Annotated in this window: 20 protein-coding genes; 17 read left to right on the top strand and 3 right to left on the bottom strand. The window is 69.6% G+C overall.

Going from position 1 to position 21337, the window contains the following annotated elements; all coding sequences use genetic code 11:
- The first annotated feature begins 39 nt into the window (after positions 1-39).
- Both ACQP09_RS22520 and lanKC read left to right on the top strand, forming a co-directional pair.
- The gene (locus tag ACQP09_RS22520; protein WP_433406714.1) at positions 40-684 is read left to right on the top strand and encodes a GNAT family N-acetyltransferase; all 645 of its coding nucleotides are present in this window, start codon (positions 40-42) and stop codon (positions 682-684) included.
- A 51-nt stretch (positions 685-735) separates the two neighbouring features.
- Entirely contained in the window at positions 736-3393 is a 2658-nt protein-coding gene (lanKC, locus tag ACQP09_RS22525) for a class III lanthionine synthetase LanKC (protein ID WP_433402286.1), read from the top strand.
- Between the two features lie 523 nt (positions 3394-3916).
- Here lanKC and ACQP09_RS22530 read toward each other — a convergent pair.
- On the bottom strand, positions 3917-5167 hold the full coding sequence (locus tag ACQP09_RS22530) for an activator-dependent family glycosyltransferase (RefSeq protein WP_433402288.1): 1251 nt from the start codon (positions 5165-5167) through the stop codon (positions 3917-3919).
- A gap of 94 nt (positions 5168-5261) precedes the next feature.
- Here ACQP09_RS22530 and rfbA point away from each other — a divergent pair, with 94 nt between their 5' ends.
- From rfbA to ACQP09_RS22580, 10 genes are all read left to right on the top strand, one after another.
- Entirely contained in the window at positions 5262-6134 is an 873-nt protein-coding gene (rfbA, locus tag ACQP09_RS22535) for a glucose-1-phosphate thymidylyltransferase RfbA (RefSeq protein WP_432152843.1), read from the top strand.
- A gap of 22 nt (positions 6135-6156) precedes the next feature.
- Positions 6157-7131, top strand: a complete 975-nt coding sequence (gene rfbB, locus ACQP09_RS22540; protein WP_433402291.1) for a dTDP-glucose 4,6-dehydratase — start codon at positions 6157-6159, stop codon at positions 7129-7131.
- A 35-nt stretch (positions 7132-7166) separates the two neighbouring features.
- Entirely contained in the window at positions 7167-7430 is a 264-nt protein-coding gene (locus ACQP09_RS22545) for a hypothetical protein (protein WP_432152841.1), read from the top strand.
- Positions 7431-7534: 104 nt separating this feature from the next.
- A complete protein-coding gene (locus ACQP09_RS22550; protein WP_433402293.1) occupies positions 7535-8809 on the top strand; it encodes an activator-dependent family glycosyltransferase in 1275 nt (424 codons plus the stop codon).
- 64 nt (positions 8810-8873) lie between these two features.
- On the top strand, positions 8874-10133 hold the full coding sequence (locus tag ACQP09_RS22555; protein ID WP_433402295.1) for a beta-ketoacyl-[acyl-carrier-protein] synthase family protein: 1260 nt from the start codon (positions 8874-8876) through the stop codon (positions 10131-10133).
- A gap of 109 nt (positions 10134-10242) precedes the next feature.
- The gene (locus tag ACQP09_RS22560; protein ID WP_433402297.1) at positions 10243-10638 is read left to right on the top strand and encodes a GntR family transcriptional regulator; all 396 of its coding nucleotides are present in this window, start codon (positions 10243-10245) and stop codon (positions 10636-10638) included.
- On the top strand, positions 10635-11522 hold the full coding sequence (locus ACQP09_RS22565) for an ATP-binding cassette domain-containing protein (protein WP_433402299.1): 888 nt from the start codon (positions 10635-10637) through the stop codon (positions 11520-11522). The genes ACQP09_RS22560 and ACQP09_RS22565 overlap by 4 nt, the downstream gene beginning before the upstream one ends.
- Positions 11519-12235 (top strand): hypothetical protein, encoded by a 717-nt coding sequence (locus ACQP09_RS22570; protein WP_433402301.1) that lies wholly within the window; start codon positions 11519-11521, stop codon positions 12233-12235. The genes ACQP09_RS22565 and ACQP09_RS22570 overlap by 4 nt, the downstream gene beginning before the upstream one ends.
- 79 nt (positions 12236-12314) lie before the next feature.
- Positions 12315-13250 (top strand): ABC transporter ATP-binding protein, encoded by a 936-nt coding sequence (locus ACQP09_RS22575; protein ID WP_433402303.1) that lies wholly within the window; start codon positions 12315-12317, stop codon positions 13248-13250.
- Positions 13247-13999, top strand: a complete 753-nt coding sequence (locus ACQP09_RS22580) for an ABC transporter permease (protein WP_433402305.1) — start codon at positions 13247-13249, stop codon at positions 13997-13999. The genes ACQP09_RS22575 and ACQP09_RS22580 overlap by 4 nt, the downstream gene beginning before the upstream one ends.
- A 61-nt stretch (positions 14000-14060) precedes the next feature.
- Here the strand turns inward: ACQP09_RS22580 and ACQP09_RS22585 are convergent, their stop codons facing one another.
- Positions 14061-15287 (bottom strand): methyltransferase domain-containing protein, encoded by a 1227-nt coding sequence (locus tag ACQP09_RS22585; RefSeq protein WP_433402307.1) that lies wholly within the window; start codon positions 15285-15287, stop codon positions 14061-14063.
- Positions 15288-15737: 450 nt separating this feature from the next.
- Here ACQP09_RS22585 and ACQP09_RS22590 point away from each other — a divergent pair, with 450 nt between their 5' ends.
- Complete coding sequence (locus tag ACQP09_RS22590) at positions 15738-16040, top strand: hypothetical protein (RefSeq protein WP_433402309.1); 303 nt, start codon at positions 15738-15740, stop codon at positions 16038-16040.
- A gap of 131 nt (positions 16041-16171) precedes the next feature.
- Here ACQP09_RS22590 and ACQP09_RS22595 read toward each other — a convergent pair whose 3' ends face one another.
- Entirely contained in the window at positions 16172-17518 is a 1347-nt protein-coding gene (locus ACQP09_RS22595; protein WP_433402311.1) for a hypothetical protein, read from the bottom strand.
- A 201-nt stretch (positions 17519-17719) separates the two neighbouring features.
- Between ACQP09_RS22595 and ACQP09_RS22600 the strand changes: the two genes are divergently transcribed.
- The 4 genes from ACQP09_RS22600 to ACQP09_RS22615 are packed head-to-tail and all read left to right on the top strand — an operon-like array spanning position 17720 to position 21318.
- On the top strand, positions 17720-18757 hold the full coding sequence (locus tag ACQP09_RS22600; protein WP_433402314.1) for a dTDP-glucose 4,6-dehydratase: 1038 nt from the start codon (positions 17720-17722) through the stop codon (positions 18755-18757).
- Positions 18747-19757 (top strand): ATP-grasp domain-containing protein, encoded by a 1011-nt coding sequence (locus ACQP09_RS22605; protein WP_433402317.1) that lies wholly within the window; start codon positions 18747-18749, stop codon positions 19755-19757. Before ACQP09_RS22600 ends, ACQP09_RS22605 begins: the two co-directional genes overlap by 11 nt.
- Positions 19754-20887 carry a DegT/DnrJ/EryC1/StrS family aminotransferase gene (locus ACQP09_RS22610; RefSeq protein WP_433402320.1) on the top strand — a complete coding sequence of 378 codons (1134 nt, stop codon included), beginning with the start codon at positions 19754-19756 and terminating at the stop codon, positions 20885-20887. The genes ACQP09_RS22605 and ACQP09_RS22610 overlap by 4 nt, the downstream gene beginning before the upstream one ends.
- Positions 20887-21318: a low molecular weight phosphotyrosine protein phosphatase gene (locus tag ACQP09_RS22615; RefSeq protein WP_433406716.1), complete on the top strand. Its 432-nt coding sequence runs from the start codon at positions 20887-20889 to the stop codon at positions 21316-21318. Before ACQP09_RS22610 ends, ACQP09_RS22615 begins: the two co-directional genes overlap by 1 nt.
- Positions 21319-21337 lie beyond the last annotated feature (19 nt).

A 21337-nucleotide genomic window follows, 5' to 3' on the forward strand; every position in this document is an offset into this window, starting at 1 on the left:
GAAGCAGGCAAGGAGCTACGCTCCGGCCGCATCGTCCGGATCACGCATTCCACCGATGCGGACTACGAACTGTTCGTGCAATGGCTCAGTCCGGGAGGGCGCGTCGCCGCGCTCACCGGGGACGCGGGCGAGCAGGTCACGATCGCGGCGCTGCGACGCGAGGTCGAGGTCAACGGATCGCGCTACTGCACGATCCGTACGCTGGCCGGACGGCCCGTGGGCATGGTCAAGTTCTTCCGCGTCGGCCCGGACGCCTACGAGATCAGCGGGGCCATCGGCGAGGACGGGCTCTGGACCAGGGGGTTCGGCGCCGAGGGGTTCGGGCTGCTGATCGAGCACCTCTTCGCCGACCTGGGCGCCCACCGGCTCCAGTTCCGGGTCGGTTCGCACAACAGGGCCATGCTGGACATGGTGATCCGGTTGCGTTTCTTCATGCTTGAGGGAATTCTTCGGGACCGTCAGCTCATCAATGGTGAGCGCCATGATCTTCTGGTGTGGGCCATGTTGCGCGACGAGTACGAAGCGCTCTTCGTCCGGGGAGAATGGGAGAGCCGCCCCGCAGCCGGCCCCGAATCCTCGGAGACAGACCCCGAGCGGAAACTCGTACGGGAGATGCTGACGAACTACCTGCGTTCGGGAGTTCGGACGTCCCTGACCGCTTATCAACCCGAAACCGTCGGATAGCTCTCCTTTCCCTTGATGCCCCCGGCGTGCTGATGGAGGATTCCCGTGGCCGTGGACTGGTCGATATACGCCTTGGCCGACCCCGTCTTCTTCGAGTCCCCGGAGAAGACGGCGGAGCAGACGCTCCTGGTGCCCTCGGCGTTCGCCTCGGCCGTCACCGGCTGGCGGCGGGAGCGGCGGCGCTTCTGGGAGGTGTACACCCCGGAAGGCCCCGGAGTGCCGCCCCTGCCCGAGCTGGGCTGGAAGATCCACGTCTCGGCCACCACGGCGAACGCCACCCAGGTGCTGGAGATCACGGCCGACCACTGCCGGTCGGCGGGCATCGCCTTCAAGCACCTGGGCAGCACCCAGCTGCTGGAGGCGATGAACTCCAAGTACGCGCCCCGCTCGGCCGGCGGCAAGTTCCTCGCCCTGTATCCGCGTGACACCGAGGAGTTCCGCCGTACCGCGGAGATCCTCGCCGACCGGCTGGCGGGACAGAGCGGCCCCTACGTGCTCACGGACTGCCGCTGGGGCGAGGGCCCCGTCCACTTCCGCTACGGCGCGTTCCGCGAGCACTGGTGCTGGACCGAGGACGGTGAACTGGTCCCGGCCTTCCTGCGGTCCGACGGCAGCCGGGTCCCCGACCTCAGACGCCCCGGTTTCAGCACCCCCGCCTGGGTGGAGCCACCGGACTTCCTGCGCCCGCACATCGAGCGGCGCACCGCGCCCAGCGGGGCGTTCGACTACGACGTGGAACAGGCCCTGCACTTCTCCAACGCCGGGGGCGTCTACACCGCGGTACGCCGGTCCGACGGCCGGCCCGTGGTGCTCAAGGAGGCCCGGCCGTACGCCGGAGCGGCCCCCGACGGCACCGACGCCGTGGCCCGGCTCGACAACGAACGACGCGTCCTGGACCGGCTCGCCGGGCTGCGGGGCGTGCCCCGGGTGCACGGCGAGGCCGTCCTCGGCGGGCACCGCATGCTCGCCGTCGAGCGCATGGAGGGCGGCACCCTGCAGCGCTGGGTGGCCCTCAACCACCCCATGCTGACCTGGCGGCAGGTCACGGACGAGGCGCTGGCCGCGTACACCCGGCGGGCCGAGGCGGTGCACGCGGCCGTCACCGAGCTGCTCGCCCAGGTGCACGGGCGCGGTGTGGTCTTCGGCGACCTGCACCCCGCGAACATCCTGGTCGAGGAGGACGAGCCCGGCGCCGGACCCCGGGTCGCGTTCGTCGACTTCGAGATGGGCTTCGCCGCGGACCGGGACATCCGGCCCGTTCTCGGCCACCCCGGGTTCACCGCCCGCGCCAGGACCGGCACCGCTGTCGACCTGCACGCCCTGGCCGTGCTCCGGCTGTGGCTGTACCTGCCCAACACCGCGGTCCTGGGCCTCTCCCAGGAGAAGGCGGAGGATCTGATCGCCGAAGCCGACCGCCTCTTCCGGCCTCCGTCGGACTTCGCGACCGGGCTGCGCGACCGGCTGGCCCCGGAAGCGCTGCCGCGTACCGGTACCGCCGCCCGCACCACCGCCCGGTCCGAGGTTCGCATCGACCGCGCGCCGGTCGACTGGGCGGCGGCCAGGGCCTCGCTGGCGCGCGGTATCGCGGCCACCGCGACCCCGGAGCGCACGGACCGGCTCTTCCCGGGCGATCCGCAGCAGTTCCAGGTCGAGCCCGGCTCCTTCGCCCATGGGGCGGCCGGGGTGCTGTGGGCCCTCTCGGTGGCGGCCGGCGTACGCGACCCCCGGCACGAGGAATGGCTGCTGCGCGCCGCCCGCGCACCGCACCTGCGGCCGGGCTTCTACGACGGAGCCCACGGTGTCGCCTTCACCCTGGACCACCTGGGCCACCGCGAGGCCGCGGCCGAGCTGGTCGAGCGCGTCCGGCCGAAGCTCGCGGAGGTCACCGACGTCTCCCTGCACAGCGGTCTGGCCGGCATCGGCCTCAACCTGCTGCACCTCGCCCGGGGCGAGGCCGGACACCCCGCGCGCCACGAGGCCCTCGGACTCGCCGAACGCGTACGCGACGCCGTGCGGAGCCCCGCGCCCCGGGGCATCGACCGTGCCCCCGGTGGCGCGGGCACCCGCGGCGGGCTGCTGCGCGGCTGGTCCGGCGGGGCCCTGTTCCTGCTGCGCTGCTACGAGGCCACCGGGGACAAGGACTACCTCACCGACGCCGTACGGGCGGTCCATCGCGACCTCGACCTGTGCGACGCGAGCAGCGACGACGTCCTGCGGGTCAAGGGCGGCATCCGGGCGCTGACGTACCTGGAGATCGGCTCGGCGGGCATCGGCCTGGTCGCCGACCTGCTGGACGCGCACCTCGCGGACGAGCGGCTGTCGGCGGCGCTGCCCGCCCTCGCCCGTGCCGCCTGCACGCCGTACGTGATCGAGAGCCAGCTGTTCAACGGCCGCTCCGGACTCCTCGCGGCGGTGCACTCACTGCGGCGCCACCTGACCGACGTACCGGGCGACCATGTGCGCGAACACCTGGCCAACCTGCACTGGAACGCCCTCGCGTTCGACGGCCACCTCGCCTTCCCCGGAGCGGGAGGACTGCGGCTGTCCATGGACCTGGCCACCGGATCGGCCGGGGTCCTCAGCGCCCTCTCCGCCGTCCAGGAGGGCGGCCACCCTGTGCTTCCGTTCCTCGAACCCCGGGTCGCGCACCGACTGGCGGCACCGGCGGGGGAGCGATACCGAGGCGGGAGAGAGGGAGGTGATTCGTGATGAACGTTCTGGACCTTCAGGAGATGGGGACGCCGGCGCCCGACGCCGAGCTGCTCATCAGCACCGTCAGCTCCAACTGCTGACCCCGGATGTCCCGGCGGGAGACCGCGGGGATCGCGTATCCGCAGGTGAACGAGGCGAGAGGAGGTGATTCGTGATGAACGTTCTGGACCTCCAGGAGATGGGGACGCCGGCGCCCGACGCCGAGCTGCTCATCAGCACCGTCAGCAACGGCTGCTGACCCGGGATGTCCCGGCGGGAGACTGCCGGGATCGCGTATCCGCAGGTGAACGAGCCGGGAGGAGGTGATTCGTGATGAACGTTCTGGACCTCCAGGAGATGGAGACGCCGGCGCCCGACGCCGAGCTGCTCATCAGCACCGTCAGCAACGGCTGCTGACCCCTGAGAACCACCCCCCGTCCGACCGACAGGGCCGAACGGTAGAGACCGCGGCCGCCAACCGGGGAGATCGTCCGCCCCGGAGGTGTGGGGGAGCCCGTTGGAGGGCTCCCCCACCCGCCGTTCAGCGTCCGTGGTGTTGTGCGGTGAGTTCGACGAGGCGGCCGACCGCGTCGGCCGGGGAGGGCATCGCGTGCAGGTCCGCCTGGAGCCGCCGGGCCCCGACCGTGAACGAGGGGTCCTCCAGCAGCTGTTCCACCCCTGCCGCGACCGCCTTCCCCGACACCCCCTCCACCGGCAGACTGATCCCCGCCCCGTACGCGGCCACCCGGTCGGCGAGGATCGGCGCGTCGAGTTCTTCGGCGAGAAGCAGCTGGGGGGTGGCGTGGAGTGCGGTGGTGCCGATCGTGCCGAACCCGCCGTGGTGGACCATCGCCCGGCAGGTCGGGACCAGCGCCGCGAGCGGCACGAAATCGGTGACCCGGACATTACGGGGAGCCGGCCCCTCCCACCCCCGCACCGCGGCCACGACCTCGACATCCAGAGCGGACAAGGCCTCCAGGATCTCGGGCACCGACACCGCGTACCCGGCCAGCCGCTCGACGGCCGACAACCCCAGCGTGAACCCGATCCGGGGCCGGGCAGGCCGCTCCCACAGCCAACGCTCCACCACCGACGGCCCGTTGTAGATCCCGTACCGCACCGGCACATAATCCACCGACGTCTCAAGACGGAACGGCTCGGGCAACTGGTCCAACGTGAACTGGCCGGTCGTCAGCTCCTCGTCGAACTCCACCCCGAACCGGCCCGCCAGAGCGCCCAGCCACTCACCCAGCGGATCACTCCCCAGCCCCTGCGGGTCCCGCGCCCGCAACCGCAGGAACTGCTCCCGGGTCCGGGCGAAGAAATCCACCCCCCACGTCATCCGGGCATGCGCCGCACCACACGCCCGCGCCGCGACAGCCCCGACGAACGTCCCCGGCTCCCACACCACCAGATCCGGCTCCCACGACCGGCACAACGCCACCAGGTCATCGGCCATCGGATCGTTCACCAACCGGAACCACCACGGCACCACATCCTCGTAACCCGCCCGCAGATACCCCACACCCCCCTCCCACTCCGACACCCCCGCCACATCGAACGGAGGCAGGGCCGCCCAGCGTTCGGAACCGTGCCGCAGCTTCAGCACGCGCCACATGTTGTGGTCGCGGCCGACCGCCACCGCCGTCAGCCCCGCACGCGTGATGTCGGGGACCAGCTCCGGCTGCGACGCCACCCGCACCTCATGACCGGCCGCCTCCAAAGCCCGCGCCAGAGGCACCATGCTGTAGAAATGCGTGCGCACCGCATAAGCGGTGAAGAGTACGCGCATGCCGACTCCTTGAATTCTTGCTCCTGTGTTGACTCCGCAGCCCTCGATGGGGTCAACCTATGGGGGACGTATATTAGGTGCGAAGGGGAGGGTCGTGAAGGGGATAATTCTTGCCGGGGGCACCGGAAGTCGCCTGATGCCCATTACTTCCGGTGTTTCGAAGCAGCTGCTTCCTATCTACGACAAGCCCATGATCTACTACCCGCTCTCCGTGCTGATGCTCGCGGGGATCAAGGACATCCTGATCATCACGGCGCCCGAATCCATGGAGCCGATCTCCCGGCTGCTCGGAGACGGAAACCGCTGGGGAGTCGACATCAGCTATGCCGAGCAGGCGGAACCCCGGGGAATAGCCGACGCTTATATCGTCGGTGCCGACTTCGTCGGGGGTGAACCCTCCGCTCTGATCCTCGGGGACAATCTCTTCCACGGCGCCGGTTTCCAGGAGTTGCTGCGCGAATGCCGGACGATGTCCCGGGGCTGCACGCTCTTCGGCTACCCCGTCGCCGACCCGGAGCGCTACGCCGTCGGTGACGTCGACAGCGAGGGAAGGCTGATCGGCATCGAGGAGAAGCCGGCGCACCCGCGCTCGCGCAACGCCATCACGGGGCTGTACTTCTACGACGGCGACGTGGTGGAGGTGGCCCGCGGGCTGCGTCCCTCCGCCCGCGGCGAGCTGGAGATCACCGATGTGAACCGCGCCTACCTGGAGGCGGGGACGGTGCGGCTGGTCGAGCTGGGGCGCGGCTTCACCTGGCTCGACACCGGGACCTACCGGTCGCTGCTCGACGCCGGCCAGTACGTCCAGGTGTTGATGGACCGTCAGGGAGTGCGCGTCGCCTGCCTGGAGGAGATCGCCCTGCGGATGGGCTACATCACCGCCGACGAGTGCCACGCGCTCGGCGCCGCGATGTCCCAGGCCGGATACGGGCGTTACGTGATGGAGACGGCGAAGGCGCTCGCGTGACGCGCCGGAAAGGGTGACACCCATGAGAGTCCTGGTCACAGGCGGGGCCGGATTCATCGGCTCGCACTTCGTCCGAAGCCTGCTGGGCAAGGGGTACCCCGGGCTGGAGGACGCCCGGGTCACCGTGCTGGACAAGATCACCTACGCGGGCGACCGCCGCAACCTCGGCCCGCTGCTCGACGATCCGCGGCTGCGCTTCCTGCGCGGCGACGTGTGCGACGCGGCAGCGGTGCGCGAGGCCCTGCGCGACTGCTCCGTCGTGGTGCACTTCGCCGCCGAGTCGCATGTGGACCGCTCCGTCGCGGACGCCGCCGACTTCGTGCGGACGAACGTGCTGGGCACCGGGGTGCTCCTCCAGGAGGCCCTGGAGGCGAAGGTGGACAGCTTCGTCATGCTCTCCACGGACGAGGTGTACGGCTCCATCGCGTCGGGCTCCTGGGACGAGGACTTCCCGCTCCGCCCCAACTCGCCGTACTCGGCGTCCAAGGCGTCCGCCGAACTGCTCGCCCGGTCCTTCCACCGCACCCACGGGCTGCCCGTCCGCATCGCCCGGCCGTCGAACACCTACGGCCCCCATCAGTTTCCCGAAAAGATCATCCCGCTGTTCGTCACCAGATTGCTGGACGGCCGGAAAATCCCTCTGTACGGTGACGGCTCCCACGTGCGGGAATGGATTCACGTGGACGACCACTGCCGGGCCCTCGCGCTCATCGCCGTCAACGGCAGGCCGGGAGAGGCCTACAACATCGGCGGCGGCAAGGGGATATCGAACCGGGAACTCACCGAAATGCTCCTGGAGCTGTCCTCGGCGGACTGGTCGAGCGTGCTCAACGTGGCCGACCGGAAAGGGCACGACTTCCGTTATTCGGTCGACGCCGGGAAGATATTCGGCGAACTCGGCTTCACCCCCTCCGTCGACATCGCCACGGGTATGGCCGACACGGTGCGCTGGTATGCCGAGAACAGGCACTGGTGGGAACCGCTGGTACGGGATTGACTGAAGCGAAACGCAGGAGAAAAGGGAGCATCACCATGGACGTCGTACTGGACGAGGCATCGGTCAAGGCGCAGATCCGCGTCTTCCTGGAGCGCTACTACGCCGAGCAGAAGGACCCTGACGAGGTGAAGCTGGGGGACCTCGACTCCTTCACCCTCATACAGCTGCTGCTGCACATCGAGGACGCCTTCGACATCGTCGTGCTGGAGGAGCTGCACAACTTCCGGGGCGGCGGCTTCGACGAGTTCTCCGGGTTCGTCGTCCAGATGGGCACCCGGAAGCCGCTCCCCACGCCCTGAGGTCTCCCGCCCCGTCCGGCCGCCCGGCCGGACCGCCGGAGTCCCTCCCCCTGTCCCGCCGGCGGGACAGCGTCCTGTCCCCTCGCCGTCGGAGGTCCTCCGCCATGCGCGTGCTGTTCGCCCTCTACGCAGAGAAGACCCATCTGTACATCCAGGTGCCTCTGGCGCGGGCTTTGGAGGCGGCCGGTCATGAGGTGCGGGTGGCGTCGCAGCCGGAGCTGGTCCCCGACATCACGCGGGCGGGGCTGACGGCGGTGGCGGTCGGCCGCGACCACGGCATGGGCCGCCTCCTGGCGATGCGCCCCGAGTGGAAGTCCCGGTTCGGCGGCTCCTCCCTGCCTCCGTTCGATGTGGCGGGGGTGTCGGAGTGGGAGGGGGGTGTGGGGTATCTGCGGGCGGGTTACGAGGATGTGGTGCCGTGGTGGTTCCGGTTGGTGAACGATCCGATGGCCGATGACCTGGTGGCGTTGTGCCGGTCGTGGGAGCCGGATCTGGTGGTGTGGGAGCCGGGGACGTTCGTCGGGGCTGTCGCGGCGCGGGCGTGTGGTGCGGCGCATGCCCGGATGACGTGGGGGGTGGATTTCTTCGCCCGGACCCGGGAGCAGTTCCTGCGGTTGCGGGCGCGGGACCCGCAGGGGCTGGGGAGTGATCCGCTGGGTGAGTGGCTGGGCGCTCTGGCGGGCCGGTTCGGGGTGGAGTTCGACGAGGAGCTGACGACCGGCCAGTTCACGTTGGACCAGTTGCCCGAGCCGTTCCGTCTTGAGACGTCGGTGGATTATGTGCCGGTGCGGTACGGGATCTACAACGGGCCGTCGGTGGTGGAGCGTTGGCTGTGGGAGCGGCCTGCCCGGCCCCGGATCGGGTTCACGCTGGGGTTGTCGGCCGTCGAGCGGCTGGCCGGGTACGCGGTGTCGGTGCCCGAGATCCTGGAGGCCTTGTCCGCTCTGGATGTCGAGGTCGTGGCCGCGGTGCGGGGGTGGGAGGGGCCGGCTCCCCGTAATGTCCGGGTCACCGATTTCGTGCCGCTCGCGGCGCTGGTCCCGACCTGCCGGGCGATGGTCCACCACGGCGGGTTCGGCACGATCGGCACCACCGCACTCCACGCCACCCCCCAGCTCTCGATGCCCGACCAGATGGACGCGATCTGGCTCGCCGACGGCGTCACCTCCTACGGGGCGGGGATCAGTCTGCCGGTGGAGGGGGTGTCGGGGAAGGCGGTCGTGGCGGGGGTGGAACAGCTGCTGGAGGACCCCTCGTACGCGGTCGGGGCCCGGCGGCTCCAGGCGGACCTGCACGCGATGCCCTCCCCGGCCGACGCGGTCGGCCGCCTCGTCGAACTCACCGCACAACACCGCGCGAGACCGGTCGCCGCGGTCTGAGCCGACAGGAACCGCCGGGGCATGGCCCGGCGGAGACAGGTAGAGAGCAGAGAGGGGACCAGCTGTGAACGGTGACCGGACGGACGGCTCGCGGGACCGGCGCGTGGTGGTGACCGGCCGGGGGGCGGTCACGCCGCTCGGACCCGACTGGGCCGCCACCTGGGAGGGGCTGCTCGCGGGCCGGAGCGGGGTGGGCGAGGTCACCGGCTTCGAGGTGGACGACCTGCCCGTACGCATCGGGGCTGAGGTGCGCGGCTTCGACCCTCTCGCCCATGTGCCCCGGCACACCGTGCGCCGTACGGACTGGACGATCCAGGCGGGGATCGCGGCGGCCCGGATGGCTCTCGCGGAGGCGGGACTCGAGCTGGACGACGCGCTCGCCCCGCGCGTCGGGGTCGCGGTCGGGTCGATCATCGGCTCGACCCGCATCGCGTCCGACAACGCGGCGGCGATGGCGGCGGAGGGGTACGGCGGAGTCAGCCCTCACGTGTTCCCGACGATGGGGATCAGCGCGGCGGCCGAACTCGCCCTCGCCCTCGGCGCCCGCGGCCCGTCCGCCGAGCTGGTCGCGGCCTGCGCCACGGGCACCATGTGCATCGGCGAGGCCGCGCGCTGGATCAGCGAGGGCCGGGCGGACGTGGCCGTCGCCGGGGGCATGGACGCCTTCGGCAGGCTGGAACTGGCCGCGGCCGCCCGAGCCCGCGTGCTCTCCCGCCGTACGGGCGATCCCGCCGCCGCGTCCCGCCCCTTCGACCGGGGCCGGGACGGGTTCGTGATCGGGGCCGGAGCGGGCGTGCTCGTGCTGGAGAGCGCGGAGCACGCGGTCCGGCGCGGCGCGCCGATCCGGGCCGAACTCGCCGGGTACGCGGCCACCACCGACGCACACCACCTGACGGCCCCCGCGCCCGACGGGGCGCAGATGGACCGCGCCATGCGGGAGGCGCTGGCGGCGGCCCGGCTGAACACCGACGAGGTCGGGTACGTCAACGCGCACGGCACCGGCACGCTGCTCAACGACGCCGGCGAGGTGGCCGCGCTCCGCCGGGTCTACGGGGAGCGGGCCGAGCGGATGCCGGTCAGCTCCACGAAGAGCATGACCGGCCACCTGCTCGCGGCGGGCGGCGCCGTGGAGGCGGCCGTGATCAGCGAGGTTCTGGGCACGGGCCTGGTGCCGCCGACCGTCAACTGCGACGACCCCGAGTTCCCCGGGATCAACTTCGTCCCCCACAAGACCCAGGAGCACCCGGTACAGGTGGCGGTCAGCCATTCGTTCGGCTTCGGCGGCCACAACGCCGTACTGGTCATGCGTCGCTGGAACGGGTGAACACCCCTCGGACCGTGCGGCCTGACGGCCCCTCTCTCTTGACAGCGGGGCCGCTCCGCGCTCTATGGTTCATTAGTCGAGTAGTGAACCAGAGAGGTAGGGAGGCGGCATGTTCGACGAGAGGTCACCGATCTACCTCCAGGTCGCCGAGCGCGTGCGTGCCGACATCGTCAACGGCGCGCTGAGCGGCGACGAGCCGGTCACGTCCACCACGCAGTACGCCACGTTCCACCGCATCAACCCGGCGACGGTCGCCAAGGCCTACCAGCAGCTCGTGGACGAGGGCCTGCTCTACAAGAAGAGGGGAATCGGCATGTTCGTCACACCGGCCGCCCGGTCGGTCCTGCTGGGGCAGCGCCGGGAGCGCTTCTTCACCGAAGTCGTCGATGCGATGGTGGAGGAGGCGCGAACCATCGGCGTACCCCTCGACGAGGTCATCGAACGGCTGCGGCGGGCCGAGGGCGCCGAAGCCGCGCACGGCACCGTGCGGCGGGGCGAGCGATGAGTGTCGCGGTCTCGGTGCGGGACCTGCGGCTCACCATCGGGCGCAGGGTGGTCCTGGACAACCTCTCCCTGCATCTGGGCGGGGGCCGGATCTACGGACTGATCGGCCGCAACGGCTCGGGCAAGAGCAGCCTGATGTCGGTCCTGGCCGGCCTGCGCCGCCCCGACTCGGGCACCGTACGCATCGGCGGGGAACCCGTCTTCGAGAACGAGGCCGCGGCGGCGAAGGTCTGTCTCGTGCGCGGCCGGTTCCACTTCCCCGACGAACTCGGCCGGGTGCGGGACGCGCTCGGGTTCGCCGCCACGTTACGTCCCGACTGGGACGACGCCTACGCGGAACACCTGACCGAGCGTTTCCGCATAGCCACCGACAAGCGCATCAGGGCCCTCTCGGAGGGCGAACGGGCCGCGGTCGGCGTCATCGCGGGGCTGGCCTCCCAGGCGCCGGTGACCATGTTCGACGAGGCCCACGCCGTCATGGACGTCCCGGCCCGCCACGTCTTCTACGACGAGCTGCTCGCCGACTACATGGCCCGTCCCCGCACCGTGATCGTCTCGACCCACCTGGTGGAGGAGCTCGGCTCCGTCTTCGAGGAAGTGGTGATGCTCGACGCGGGGAAGCTGGTGGCCCGCGGCGAGACCGAGGCGCTCCGGGCGCAGGGCTGCCAGGTCACCGGACCCGCGGACCTGGTGGACTCCTTCGTCCAGGGCCTCCAGGTCCTGGACGAGCGACTGCTCGGCTACACCAAGTCGGTGGTGGTCTTCGGTGAGCTGGGCGCCGACCGGCACGCCCGCGCCTGGTCCATGAACCTGGACCTGGGACCCATCGGCCTGCAGGACCTCTTCAGCCATCTCATCCGTGACCTGGGGGAGCGCGACCGATGAACACCGCTCCCGCACCGCCCTGGCGGGGGGCGGCTCTGCGTCTGCTGCTGCGCTACTGGGTGCGCGTCAGCTGTGTCGCGTGGTGCGTGCTGAGCCTGGTGGTCCTCGCCATGACCGGTTCATCCGCCCTGCTGACCGAGTACGGCCCCGACGCCGACGGCGTCATGCCGTCCTACGACGCCTGGGCACGGGCGTACTGCCTGGTGATCGGCGTCCACCTGACCTGGCACAGCCTTCCGCTCCACGTGTCCAACTCCATGACGCGCAGGGCGTTCAGCCGGCAGGCGCTCGTGTTCGCCGTCGCCATCGCGGGTTTCACCGCGGTGCTGTTCACCGTCGGCCTCGGCCTGGAGGTCCTGGTCTACACCGCGGCCGACCAGCCGCACGACTGGGGCTTCGCCTCGCTGCCCTCCTATCTCCTGGAGAGCTGGCTGGTGCACCTGGTGTGGCTGGTGGGCGGCGCGTTCGCCGCCGCGTGCGTGTACCGGTTCGCCTCCAGGGGCCTGCTGATGGTGCCGTTCGTCACCCTGCTGGTCTTTCCCGGGGACATCCTGCTGGGCCGCGACAGCGTCGCCCTCGGAACCCTGCCCGCCTACGCCGACCGGCTGGCACTCGGCTGGGCTGTCCTGGGCCTCCTCGGCACAGCCGCCGTCGGGACGCTGCTGACCTGGTGGCTGGTGCGCGACGTCACCATCCGTCCGCCGGCCCGATGACCCGCCGTCGGCCCGAGGAGGCCGGCGAGCGGTCGAAGCGTACGAGAAACGACCGACAACCAGTGAGGAGAACGAGGCGATGGCCCTCATCGAAGTGGTCGGACTGACCAAGTCCTACGGCGCGACCCAGGCCGTGCGGGGAGTGGACTTCGAGGTGGAGGCGGGCGAGATCTTCGGCATCCTCGGCCCGAACGGCGCGGGCAAGACCACCGCGGTCGAGTGTGTCGCGGGCATCCGCACGCCCGACGCGGGCCGCGTGCGCGTCCTCGGTCTCGACCCCCGCACCGAACGAGCGGAGCTGCGCCAGGTACTCGGTGTCCAGCTCCAGGAGAGCAGGCTGCCCGAACGCCTCCGGGTGGGCGAGGCGCTGGACCTGTTCGCGTCCTTCTACCGCGACCCCGCCGACCCCCGGCAACTGCTGCACGACTTCCATCTGGAGTCCAAGCGCAGGACCGCGGTCAAGGCGCTCTCCGGCGGCCAGCAGCAGCGTCTGTCGATCGCCCTGGCCCTGGTGGGCAACCCGAAGGTGGCCATCCTGGACGAGCTGACCACCGGACTCGACCCACGGGCCCGCCGGGACACCTGGCAGGTGGTCGAGCAGGTGCGTGACCGCGGTGTCACCGTGGTGCTGGTCACCCACTTCATGGAGGAGGCCGAGCGTCTGTGCGACCGGATCGCCCTCATCGACCAGGGCCGGATCGCCGCGCTCGACACCCCGGCCGCGCTCATCTCCGACGTCTCCGGCGGTCAGCGGCTGCGCTTCCGCAGCGCCGACGCGGTGGACCGGTCGGCGCTGTCGGCCCTGGACGAGGTGGCCGACGTGGTGGTCGAAGGCCGTACGGTCACCGTCACCGGACGAGGCGACCTGGCCGGCGCGGTGGAAGCCGAGCTGGCGCGCCAGGGCGTGAGCACCGACGGGGTACGGACCGAGACCACGACCCTGGAGGACGCCTACCTCAGCCTGACCGGACGGTCGCTCGGGGGCCACGCCGAGACCGAAGGAGCGGACGCATGAGCACCGTGAACGGATTCCTCCGACTGACCAGGACGCAGGCCCTCCTCGACCTGCGTGACAGCGCACAGCTGCTGCTGCCGCTCGGCCTGCCCCTGCTGATCCTGACGATGAACGCCATGGGCGACTCGGCGAACCGGCCCTCCCAGGACCACAGCGGACGCACCTTCCTGGACGTCACGCTGATGCCGATGACACTGCTGATGATCATCAGCATGCTGGCCCTGATCTTCCTGCCGACGAACATGGCGCAGTCCCGCCAGCTCGGCGTGTTGCGCCGTCTCTCGGTCACCCCGGTCCGGCCCATCGCCCTGCTCGTCGCGCAGACGGTGACCAACCTGCTGACCTCCGTGCTGGGCATCTGCCTCGCCCTGATCGTCGGGGCCACCGCGTTCGACGCGGGCATGCCGGAGAACATCCTCACCTCGGTGCTGGTCTTCGTCCTGGTGGCGTTCGCCATGTACGGGCTGGGGCTGCTGGTGGCCGCCCTGGCGCCGTCGCCCAACGTGGTGGTCGCGGCGGGCTTCGTGCTGTTCTTCGGCACGATGGCCATCGGGGGCGGCCTGGGCGCCCCGGACAGCCTCCCGGCCGCTCTGCGCAGCGTGGGGGAGTACCTGCCCTACGGCGCGGGCCTCAAGGCCCTGGGGGCCACCTGGGCCGGAGCGGCTCCCGAACTGATGCACCTGGTGAGCCTGTTGGTGGCGGGGGTGGCCGGTTCGGTGGTGGCCGCCCTGACCTTCCGCTGGGAGTGAGCGCCGAAGGCGCGGCGCCGGGTACCCGGCGCCGCGCCCCACCGATGTCCGGTCGCCGCCGTCACACCACGTGGACGCCGGGGACGTATCCGATCCACTGTCCGCCCGCGGCGCGGAACTCCTGCTCGTTCGCCATGATCTCCTCGGCGTGGTTCCAGGCGAAGAGCACCGCGTAGTCCGGGTAGCGGGAGCGGAACCGCTCGGGAGGCAGGACCGGGATGTGCGAACCCGGGGTGAGGCGGCCCTGCTTGGCCGGGGTGCTGTCGCTGATGTACGCGAGCAGGTCCTGGCCGATCCCGCAGTAGTTCAGCACGGTGGCGCTCTTGGCCGTCGCTCCGTAGCCGACGACGTACCGGCCCTCGTCCCGCAGCCGGCGCAACAGGGAGACCAGTTCGTCCCGGCGCTTCTCCACCGCCGAGGCGAACCGCTCCAGGGTGGCGAACCCGGTCAGCTCCTGGGCGTCCTCCTCGGCGAGCAGCCGCGCTACTTCCGCGGACGGCCGCCGCGCACCGGCCCTGGCCAGGGTGTACCGGACCTCGCCCCCGTGCACCGGCAACCGCTCGGCGTCGACCAGTTCGAGACCGTGCCGGGCGGCCATCGTGCGCACCGAGCGGACGGTGAAGAAGTAGAAGTGCTCGTCGTAGATCTGGTCGAAGGAGGTGCGGGCCACGATGTCGGCGAAATAGGGGTCCTCGAAGACGAAGACACCGTTCGGCGCCAGCAGGGTCTGCACCCCTTGCAGCACGGAGTCCATATAAGGGATGTGGCAGAGGGTGTTGGCGGCGTAAATGACATCCGCCGGACCTTCCTCGGCCAGAATCGCGGCGGCCGTCGCGGCCTCGAAGAAGTCCTTGCGGACCCGGATACCACTTGCTGCGGCGACGTCCGCGACACTGCCCGACGGCTCGACCCCGAGATGCCGTACACCGGATTCGGAGACGGTCTTCAGCATGACTCCGTCATTGCAGCCCAACTCCACGATGAAGGGATCCGGGCCCACCAGCTCGGTACCGAGGAACGTCCGGGCGACCTGAGTGAAATGCTCCTGCATCACACGCGAACCGGAGGAATGGTAGGGGTACTCCGCGTGGAACATCTCATCACGCGGAACCTCCTCCATGAGCTGCACCATCGTGCACTCCTCGCACATGCCCACGGCGAGCCGGTAGAAGAACTCCGGTTCCGCGGAATCAGGTGCGACGAAGCGGTCGGAGAGCGGCTGCTTGCCGAAGTCGAGGAACTCGCGGACGGGTCCGCCGCATATCTGACACGGGGGATTCTGCTGCATTCTGGTCTCCTCGTCGGATGAACGGTGCGGTGGACGGGGCTGTCCGATCGACTGCGTGAGTGCCATGCCGAAGCTCTGTACCGGCGTGCGGCGGGACATTCGAAAGGTCCGCGCATCGGCCCATGCCGGGCGGCGCGAAATATCACTTCGCGCTGCGGAAAAGCCTGGTCCGAATAGCCACGGCCATGGATGTGGATCGGGGCCGTGCGGGTTCCCTGGAACGGGAGCGAGTTTATACCGGATCTCGAATTGCCACTATGGATCGGCGGAATTCAGCTCGGCCTGCACCCGAGGCCGACCGCGTCACTCACGCCACCGGCCTCACCGCTCCGCGCGGCTTCCCCGGACTCCGCACCCCGGAAGGGATAAAATTGGCGATAAGCCGCGAGGTGTGCGCGTCCGGCTCTTCGGCCGGTACGGCCACGCCCCACTCGACGAGGAGCCGCGCAGATGTCCACCACCACGGAGCACCGCCCCCACTCCGACCATGCCCACCGGCACGCTCCGGGCTGCGGACATGTCGCCGTCCCGCACGAGGACCACGTCGACTACGTCCACGACGACCACCTGCACCGCGTGCACGGCGACCACGTGGACGAATGCGCGAAGTCCGGGCACGCGGTGCACGAGGGCCACGACCACCAGCACGGCCAGGACTGCGGCCATGTCGCGGTTCCGCACGGCGACCACGTGGACTACGTCCATGACGGTCACCGGCACGCGGAGCACGACGGCCACTGGGACGACCACTGACCTACGGCCCGACCGCCTCGCGCGGACGCCCACCATCGACGTCCCCGAGGAGCGCGACTGCCCCGGACTCCTCCAGGTGAAGGGCGCTGGTCATGTAGGCGCCCAGCTCTTCCAGGGGTCAGGGAGTCCGCTCACGTGGCCACGGATACCAGCCGCTGATGTGCGTACGAGCGCAGGTCCTCAACGGCGGGTTCGCCCTTGTGGGGTTCGAGTGACTCCCGCAGCGTGACGCGCACCAGGTCGAGGCACCGTGAAGCACCTGTGCCCAAAGCGCTGTCCAGAGCTGTCCGAGTGTTCGCCACGGCGGCGGCGACGTCGTGGTCGGCGAGCGCCGCGTGGGCTCGATAGGTGAGCATGATGGAGCGGGTTCTCTCCCGTTCGGGAACCAGCAAGGCCAGACCCTCCTCCAACGCGGCGTTGGCTCGCCGTGGGTCTTCCAGGTCCAGCCAGCAGCGCCCTGCGTCAACGGCGAGGTCGGCGGATGACATCCAGGACACCCACGGGGGTGCGGATTGTGCTCTGCCACGCTCCAGTTGGTGTTCGGCGTCGTTGAGTGCGCGGGCGGTGCCTACATCGTCCTGGAGGACCGCGAGGGCGCGGGCGCGGCGTACATCCAGCAGGGAGCGGGCTGTCGCGTGGTGGGTTCGGGTACGGGCAAGGGCGAGGATCTCGACCGCCTCACCGGGGTGGCCGAGCCACGTGGCGGAGTAGGCGAGGTCGGAGAGGACTCCGGCTCCGAGGTCGCGGTCGTCGGCGCTGTGGACTGAGTGCAGGGCGGTACGCCAATGGCGTTGCGCCGAGGCGTGGCGGCCTTGGTCGAAGTGGAGCCATCCGGCGCTCTGGGCTGCCTGAGCCAGAACGGTACGCAGCCGGCGGCCGGTGGGTTCGTCGTAGCGGGCTGAGTCGAGCAGGTTGATAGTGACGCGCATGGCCGCGCCGAGGAGGTCAGCACACTCCTGAGGGGATGTGTTCGACAGGCCCGGGAGGCGTTCGACGCTGCTCTCCAGCCAGGTGAGCAGGCTTTCATCGACGCGGCGCCCAGCCAGAGCCCCGGCCAGACGTTCGGGTTCGACGCGAGCCCATTCGGTTGCCATTCCGACTAAGGATCCGGCGGCGAGGGCGAGGAAGGTACGGCGGTCAGGCTGGTCGAGATCCACCAATAACTCCGTGTGGGCGGCGCGGACGCCGGCCGGGCTGAAGGGGAACGGGCGATCGTAGGCGGGTAGCCACCACGGCCATGGCACGGTCCGCAACCGGGCGGAATCGATGCCCAGAACGTCGGCCAGCAGCTCTTGATAGAGGTCGCTGGGAGCGCCCACCCGCCTGTGCTCCCACCGGTAGATGCGACTGCGGTCGGCAGCGATGCGAAGACCGCGGCGTTGCGCGGCCAGGTTCAGGTGGTGGGCGAGCTTTTCCATGCTCCACCCGCGCTGTTGGCGCACGTAGGTCAGGGGATGGCGTACTGCTTCCGTCGTCATGCACACCCCCCAACTCTGGTGTCTGTACGGCACCGTAGCGACCCGATTCACAGAGCGGGCCCACACCGGGGATACAGACTCCAACGGGGTACGCGGCCCACCGTGGAGGCAGCTCGGCGAGATACCGAGCATCTCTCGACGGTCTGCGGACAGCGCCTCTCTGCGTGATGTGCCGGGCCGCCACTCTTCCGGGAGGCGTGCATGAATCACGTACTCGTCACTGGAGGTGCGGGTTTCATCGGCTCGCACTTCGTCAAGCGGATCATCCAGGCCGAGGACGTTGCCCGCGTGACCGTCCTCGATGCCCTCACCTATGCCGGTCACATCGAGAACCTGGGCATGGCTTTCCTGTCGGACAAACTACGGTTCGTCCACGGCGACATCCGTGACGCAGCTGTTGTCGACAGCCTGATGGCGTCCGGTCCCACAGCAGTGGTGCATTTCGCGGCCGAGTCCCACGTCGACCGCTCCTACAACGCGGCCGACGCGTTCCTGTCCACGAATGTTCTCGGCACCCGGGTGCTCGTGGACGCCGCACACCGCCACGGTGTCGACAAGTTCGTTCACGTCTCGACCGACGAGGTTTACGGCCCGCTGCTGGAGGGGGCCGCGACCGAGGATTCGCCCTTGCGTCCCTCGGTTCCGTACGCGGTGTCGAAGGCGGCCGCGGACCTGGTAGCCCTGGGTGCCTACCAGACGCTCGGGCTCCCGCTGTGTGCGACTCGTAGCAGCAACAACTACGGGCCCTACCAGTACCCCGAAAAGGTCATCCCTCTCTTCGTGACCCGACTCTTGCGAGGAGTACCCGTCACGCTCCACGACCGGGGGCAGCACGTACGTAACTGGCTGCACGTAGAAGACAACTGCGCCGGGATCGAAGCAGTGCTGCGTGATGGGGAGCCGGGCGAGGTCTACAACCTCGGTGGAGGTACTGACCTGTCCACCAAGGAGCTGACCGGCCGCCTGCTGAACATCTGCGGCGCGACGTGGGACGAGGTCACGTACATCCCCGACCGACCGTCGAACGACGCCCGCTACTCGATCGACTGGTCCAAGGCCCGCGACCAGCTCGGCTACCGGCCCGCTCACCGCTTGGAGGATGGGTTGGCTGAAACCGCAGAATGGTATCGCCGTAACCCCGACCGGTGGGCTCCGCTCACGAGCGGAGGTATGCCGCGCACCGCTTCGCCGGCCCTCCGCCCCTCGCTCGCACCTCTGGAGGGCGGCCGTGCCTGCTGACCAGATCGCACCGCGCCGGATCCTGGTCACGGGCACTGGAGCCAACCCCGGCTTTGGACTGGCCCGGAGCCTTACCCGTCTCGGCCACCGAGTCATCGCCGCCGACGCCAACCCTCTTGCCCCAGGCTTCCTGCTCCCACAAGTCGTGCCGCAGCTCATTCCGACGGCTGACGACCGCGACTACCGGGCCCGCATGACCGGGCTATGTCGGGCGCTGGCGGTACAAGCGGTGGTACCTGCCATCGAGAACGATCTTCCGCCGCTGTTGCGCATGAGTTCTCGGCTGGAGGAGATCGGCGTGCGTATGTGGCTGCCCGAACCTGCATCGGTACACACATGCATTGACAAGGCAGCCTTTCATCGCGTGCTGACCGAGAGCGGAGTGCCTACCCCTCGGTCATGGTGGGGCGACACCCTCGACCGGGTTCCCGAGAACACGCAGTTGGTGGTCAAGCCCCGGCGCGGCCACGGCGCCCAGCACGTCCACTTCGTCGAGAAGAAGGAGCACGCCCTGCTGCTGAGCGAGGTGGTCCCTGATGCCTTGGTGCAGGAGCGGGTGTACGGAACCGAGTTCACGGCAGACTGCCTGGTGGACCGCACGGGCCGAGCGTCGGCGATCCTGCGCCGCCGGGACCTGGTGAAGGCCGGACTCGCCGCAGTCTCCACCACCTTCCGCGACACCACCGTGCTCGATCTCGTGCTGGCCGCCCTACGTGCTGTACGCGCCGAGGGCCTGTGCTGCGTACAAGGCTTCGTCCAGGCAGACGGGCAGGCCACCATCACCGAACTGAACGTCCGGATCGCCGGCGGTTTCCCCTTGACCGAGGCGGCCGGAGCTGACCTGGTCGGTCAAATGGTCAACGGGCTGTTCGGCCTCCCGGTCGACCATGACCGTCTGACCTACCGGACAGGGGTCTTCCTGACCAACTACGTCGAGACGCTGGCCGTCGGTGAGACGACCGACCTGAAGCGCATCGCTATGAACGGGGTAACCACATGAGCCTGACCACCCCCGACGCCCGGCGCAACGCCTCCCCCTACCTCTACGGACGTGAGGCAGCGTCTGTCGCCCGAGTCCTGGAGGCCGGCCAATACGGGCACACTGACCTCACCGCCGAATTCGAGAGGCGAATTGCCGCGTACCTCGGCGTACCTAACGTGGTGGCCGTCAGTTCCGGTACCGCTGCCCTGCACAGCGCCCTGCTGGCCACCGGCATCGGCCTTGGCGACGAGGTAATCGTGCCGTCCATGACGTTCTGCGCCACTGTGCAGGCCATCCGGGCGGTAGGAGCCGCCCCGCGGTTCATCGACGTAGACCCGGCGACGTTGTGCGTCACCCCGCAACTCGTCATGGACGCAGTCACCGACGACACGGCCGCCGTGCTGCCGGTGCTCTTCGGTGGCCGGGCCGTCGACCTCAGTTCCCTTCGCGAGGAGCTGGCGGTGCGGGGCATCGTGGTCATCGAGGATGCCGCCCATGCCTTCGGCTCTCACTGCGGATCCCAACACGTCGGTGCCGACGACACGGCCCTGACGTGCTTTTCCTTCGGACCGGTCAAGAATCTGACGTGTGGCCAAGGCGGGGCCGTCATCCCCCGTACGCCCGAGGAGGCCGCCTCTGTCCGCCGACTCCGCATGCTAGGCGTCACGCAGTCCCAGAGCGAGCGCGCTGAGACCACCAGCTACCAGGTGGAAGGCTTCGGCTTGCGGTATCAGCTCTCGTCCATCAACGCCGCCATCGGGCTGGCGCAGTTCGACCATTTCGACGCCACCGTGCGCTCCCGGCGGCATTTGTGGCGCACCTACAGCGATGCCCTGGACGCGCTGAAGGGAGTGACGCTCGTCGACGTCGACCTCGGCCACACGGTGCCGCACCTGTGTCAGGTACGCGTGCCGCACCGGGACCACGTATTCGCCCACCTACGGACAAGGAACATCGGCGTCGGCGTTCACTACCCGCCCAACCACCTTCAGCCCGCCTTCGCACGCTGGACGCGTGACCTGCCCGCCACCGAACAGGCCAGCCGGGAAATCCTGAGCCTGCCCTTCCACCAGCACCTCACCGAGGCAGATGTCCACCGAGTGGTGGCGGCCCTCGGACACGCACTCAAGGCCACAGGCGGCTCATGATGTCGAATCTGCTTGTCGTGTGCCTGGGGAACTACTGCCGTAGCCCCTTCGCTCAGCTTGCTCTCGCTCGACGGGGTGGACCGCGTCTGGCCGTTCGCTCAGCCGGGCTGATCGGCAAGTGGCAGGACCAGCCAGCTCATTCCGCCATGATCAACGCCGCCCGGCGGCTGGGCTATGACCTCACCGCCCACCGTGCTCAGCAGACCAGCCTGGACATGTTGGATTGGGCGGACACGGTACTTGCCATGGACGCCTCTGTTCTCGCCACCCTCCGGGCCTTCTGCGGTCCGGGAAACGAGAACAAACTGCGTCTCTACCTCGGCGACCGGGATGTGCCCGACCCGATGGGCCAGGGTGACGCTGCATTCCACGAGTGCGCTGTGCTCATTGAAGCCGGCACCGCCCTCCATGCTGGTGGACGGATCACGTAGCCCTCTGCGGGCCCAGCTG

Origin of the sequence: Streptomyces sp. CA-146814 (assembly GCF_050942385.1) — a bacterium.
Classification (GTDB): Bacteria; Actinomycetota; Actinomycetes; order Streptomycetales; family Streptomycetaceae; genus Streptomyces.

Bases quoted from the DNA above. Each gene is read 5' to 3' on its own strand.
- ACQP09_RS22530 (WP_433402288.1), bottom strand. From the start codon at position 5,167: ATGCGCGTACTCTTCACCGCTTATGCGGTGCGCACGCATTTCTACAGC.
- rfbB (WP_433402291.1), top strand. From the start codon at position 6,157: ATGAGAGTCCTGGTCACAGGCGGGGCCGGATTCATCGGCTCGCACTTC.
- ACQP09_RS22545 (WP_432152841.1), top strand. From the start codon at position 7,167: ATGGACGTCGTACTGGACGAGGCATCGGTCAAGGCGCAGATCCGCGTC.
- ACQP09_RS22550 (WP_433402293.1), top strand. From the start codon at position 7,535: ATGCGCGTGCTGTTCGCCCTCTACGCAGAGAAGACCCATCTGTACATC.
- ACQP09_RS22560 (WP_433402297.1), top strand. From the start codon at position 10,243: ATGTTCGACGAGAGGTCACCGATCTACCTCCAGGTCGCCGAGCGCGTG.
- ACQP09_RS22565 (WP_433402299.1), top strand. From the start codon at position 10,635: ATGAGTGTCGCGGTCTCGGTGCGGGACCTGCGGCTCACCATCGGGCGC.
- ACQP09_RS22570 (WP_433402301.1), top strand. From the start codon at position 11,519: ATGAACACCGCTCCCGCACCGCCCTGGCGGGGGGCGGCTCTGCGTCTG.
- ACQP09_RS22575 (WP_433402303.1), top strand. From the start codon at position 12,315: ATGGCCCTCATCGAAGTGGTCGGACTGACCAAGTCCTACGGCGCGACC.
- ACQP09_RS22580 (WP_433402305.1), top strand. From the start codon at position 13,247: ATGAGCACCGTGAACGGATTCCTCCGACTGACCAGGACGCAGGCCCTC.
- ACQP09_RS22585 (WP_433402307.1), bottom strand. From the start codon at position 15,287: ATGCAGCAGAATCCCCCGTGTCAGATATGCGGCGGACCCGTCCGCGAG.
- ACQP09_RS22590 (WP_433402309.1), top strand. From the start codon at position 15,738: ATGTCCACCACCACGGAGCACCGCCCCCACTCCGACCATGCCCACCGG.
- ACQP09_RS22595 (WP_433402311.1), bottom strand. From the start codon at position 17,518: ATGACGACGGAAGCAGTACGCCATCCCCTGACCTACGTGCGCCAACAG.
- ACQP09_RS22600 (WP_433402314.1), top strand. From the start codon at position 17,720: ATGAATCACGTACTCGTCACTGGAGGTGCGGGTTTCATCGGCTCGCAC.
- ACQP09_RS22610 (WP_433402320.1), top strand. From the start codon at position 19,754: ATGAGCCTGACCACCCCCGACGCCCGGCGCAACGCCTCCCCCTACCTC.
- ACQP09_RS22615 (WP_433406716.1), top strand. From the start codon at position 20,887: ATGTCGAATCTGCTTGTCGTGTGCCTGGGGAACTACTGCCGTAGCCCC.